The following is a 2,573-nucleotide window of genomic DNA, read 5'->3' as shown; positions in this document are numbered from 1 at the left end:
TTGTATTTGATAATTTAAAATTGAGCCACTTTTAAGCGGTTCGATCACATAAAAAATGAGCCACATGATTTCCAATTTTTATAACCTCTCTTATGATTGAAAGTGACCAAACTATCAATTGAAGAGAGGAAAAAAGGATGATCAATATGGCTCAATTTCATCATATCAAATTCTTACACCAGGTAGAAAGACTATCACAAAGGGAAATAGCTAAAAAACTGGGGATTTCAAGAAATACGGTCAAGAAATATCTATCGGCAACGGAGGCTCCAACTACTATTCAACGCCAGAAGGTCTATAGTAATAAGAAGGAATATTCGGAAGAAACAAAGCGGATACTGCCGATCATTGACCAATGGCTTGAAGATGATCTCAAACGTTGGGGAAAACAAAATCATACAGCTGCACGAATGTATCAGAGATTAGTAGATGAATACAACTTTAAAGGATCGGAATCTAATCTACGTAAACTCGTAGCGAAACGCAGGAAAAAATTACAGGAGGTCTTCATTCCCCTTGATTTTCAACTCGGCCACCAATTCCAATTCGACTGGGGAGAGGCGGACATTATTCTACAGGGTCGAAAGCAACGTATTTACCTCTTCTGTATTCAGCTTTCGGCAAGTCGTGTACGATTTGTGAGAGCGTATCTTCATGAAAAACAGGAGGCTTTCTTAGATGGATTTGTCCATGCGTTTGAATTCTTTGGAGGAGTACCGACCGAGGGAATCTTCGATAACTTAAAAACAGCTGTTGAAAAAATTCTTCAAGGAAGAGATCGATTAGAACAGGAATCGTTTCTTTCCTTACAAGCTCACTATCTATTTAAGGCTGAGTTCTGTAATGTTCGATCAGGAAATGAAAAAGGACGTGTAGAAGGAACAGTTGGGTATGTAAGGAGAAATGCCCTTGTACCAGAACCAGACGTTCAATCATTAGATGAATTGAATGATTATTTACGAGAGTGGTGCTTAAAAGAGACCGAGCGTAAAAAGGTCCCCCACTCAAAAGAAACGGTTGCCGCTATATGGGTTAAAGAAAAAGAATATCTTCATCCATTACCAGAACAACCATTTGAAGCTTGTAAACTTGTTTCTTGTCAGGTTAACAAAACTTCCTTGGTTACGATCGAAACAAATCAATATTCTGTTCCATGTAGGTATGTGGGACAAGCGGTATGGGCAAAAATTTTTGTCGATCGAGTGATCGTGGTGGCTCAAAACCAAGTGATCGCAGAACATTCTCGATCTTACGAACGGAATCAAGTAGTCACGGTTCTTGATCACTACCTCGAAGCATTACTGAAGAAACCACGTGCGATTCGAGATGCGCATGCCTTTCAATCATCTGACATTCCGGATGTGTTCAGGCGTTTTCATCGTAAGATGAGAGAACAAGAAGGAGCCGCAGGAGATCGCAAATTTATTCGACTCCTTCTCCTTCACCGTGAGATTGGAATGGAAAAGTTAACACAAGCCTTATTGGAAGCCGAACAAGCTCAAGTGTATCGGTACGAGGTTGTCCATGAAAATATTCAAAGGTTAACCAATAACTATTTGAGAACTCACGAATTAACGAAAGAAAAAACGCCTACGAGCCTATTAGACTATAAAGTTAAAAAGTCGAACATAGCTCAATATGAACAGTTAACAGGAGGTCAGGTGAAATGAATACGGAAATGATGCTTGATCACATCGTGAAACAACTAAGAATGCCTACAATTGGAAGACAATACCGTTCTCTCGCAAGAGAAGCAGAAGAACGAAATCTAAGCTATGAAGGGTACCTATTAGCGTTACTAGAAACAGAGTTACAAACAAGAGAAGAAAATCAGAGACAGAGGCGGCTTAAACAGGCTTCATTTCCTGTCCAAAAAACGTTAGATACTTATGACTTTAGCCTAATGCCAAGCTTGAACCGAAATCGCTTTATTACTTTAGCCAAAGGGGAGTTCGTAGAAAAGAAAGAGAATCTTGTTTTTCTTGGTAATAGCGGAACTGGAAAAACGCATTTGGCTATAGCTTTGGGTATAGAGATGATTCAAAATGGCTACAAGACCAAGTTTATAACTGCTTCTGAACTAGTAGAAGAATTACTAATGGCTAACGAAGAGCATAAGCTTGGAGTATTTGAGAAAAAGTGGCTCAAATTTGATGTGATCATCGTAGATGAGTTAGGCTATGTCCCCTTCTCCAAAACGGGAGCTGAACTATTATTCCAGTTCTTTTCAAGTCGATATGAACGCGCAAGCGTTATTATCACAACTAATCTAGAATTCTCAGAATGGACGAATGTTTTTGGAGATGAGAAGATGACAGCTGCATTACTTGATCGTTTAACGCATCGATCGCATATCCACTTACTCAACGGTGAATCGTACCGTTTTCGTCAAAGTATGAAACATCAGGAAAGTGCCAAAGAGTAACTACTGTGCGCGAGGTGTTTGGGATTCTCGCCCCTCCCCGGGGCAAGAATCCCAAACACCCATAACTTACCATTAATGGTAGTTGTTTATTATGAAGTGGCTCACTTTTGAAGTGATCGCTCTGGCTCAATTTCATATTGACAAAAAC

Annotated in this window: 2 protein-coding genes; both read left to right on the top strand. The window is 39.7% G+C overall.

All coding sequences use genetic code 11. The features are described from left to right. Window positions 1–146 precede the first annotated feature (146 nt). The gene (gene istA, locus LQ50_RS23970) at window positions 147–1,670 is read left to right on the top strand and encodes an IS21 family transposase (RefSeq protein WP_237563791.1); all 1,524 of its coding nucleotides are present in this window, start codon (window positions 147–149) and stop codon (window positions 1,668–1,670) included. Then, window positions 1,667–2,425 (top strand): IS21-like element helper ATPase IstB, encoded by a 759-nt coding sequence (gene istB / locus LQ50_RS23965; protein WP_034634253.1) that lies wholly within the window; start codon window positions 1,667–1,669, stop codon window positions 2,423–2,425. The genes istA and istB overlap by 4 nt, the downstream gene beginning before the upstream one ends. The last annotated feature ends 148 nt before the right edge of the window (window positions 2,426–2,573 follow it).

It is taken from the genome of Halalkalibacter okhensis (assembly GCF_000787375.1).
GTDB lineage: Bacteria > Bacillota > Bacilli > Bacillales > Bacillaceae_D > Halalkalibacter > Halalkalibacter okhensis.
Note: the sequence above shows the minus strand (reverse complement) of the source record. Positions and strands in the feature narration are given on the sequence as shown.

Excerpts from the sequence above, each read along its gene's own strand:
- istA (WP_237563791.1), top strand. The coding sequence starts at position 147 with ATGGCTCAATTTCATCATATCAAATTCTTACACCAGGTAGAAAGACTA.
- istB (WP_034634253.1), top strand. The coding sequence starts at position 1,667 with ATGAATACGGAAATGATGCTTGATCACATCGTGAAACAACTAAGAATG.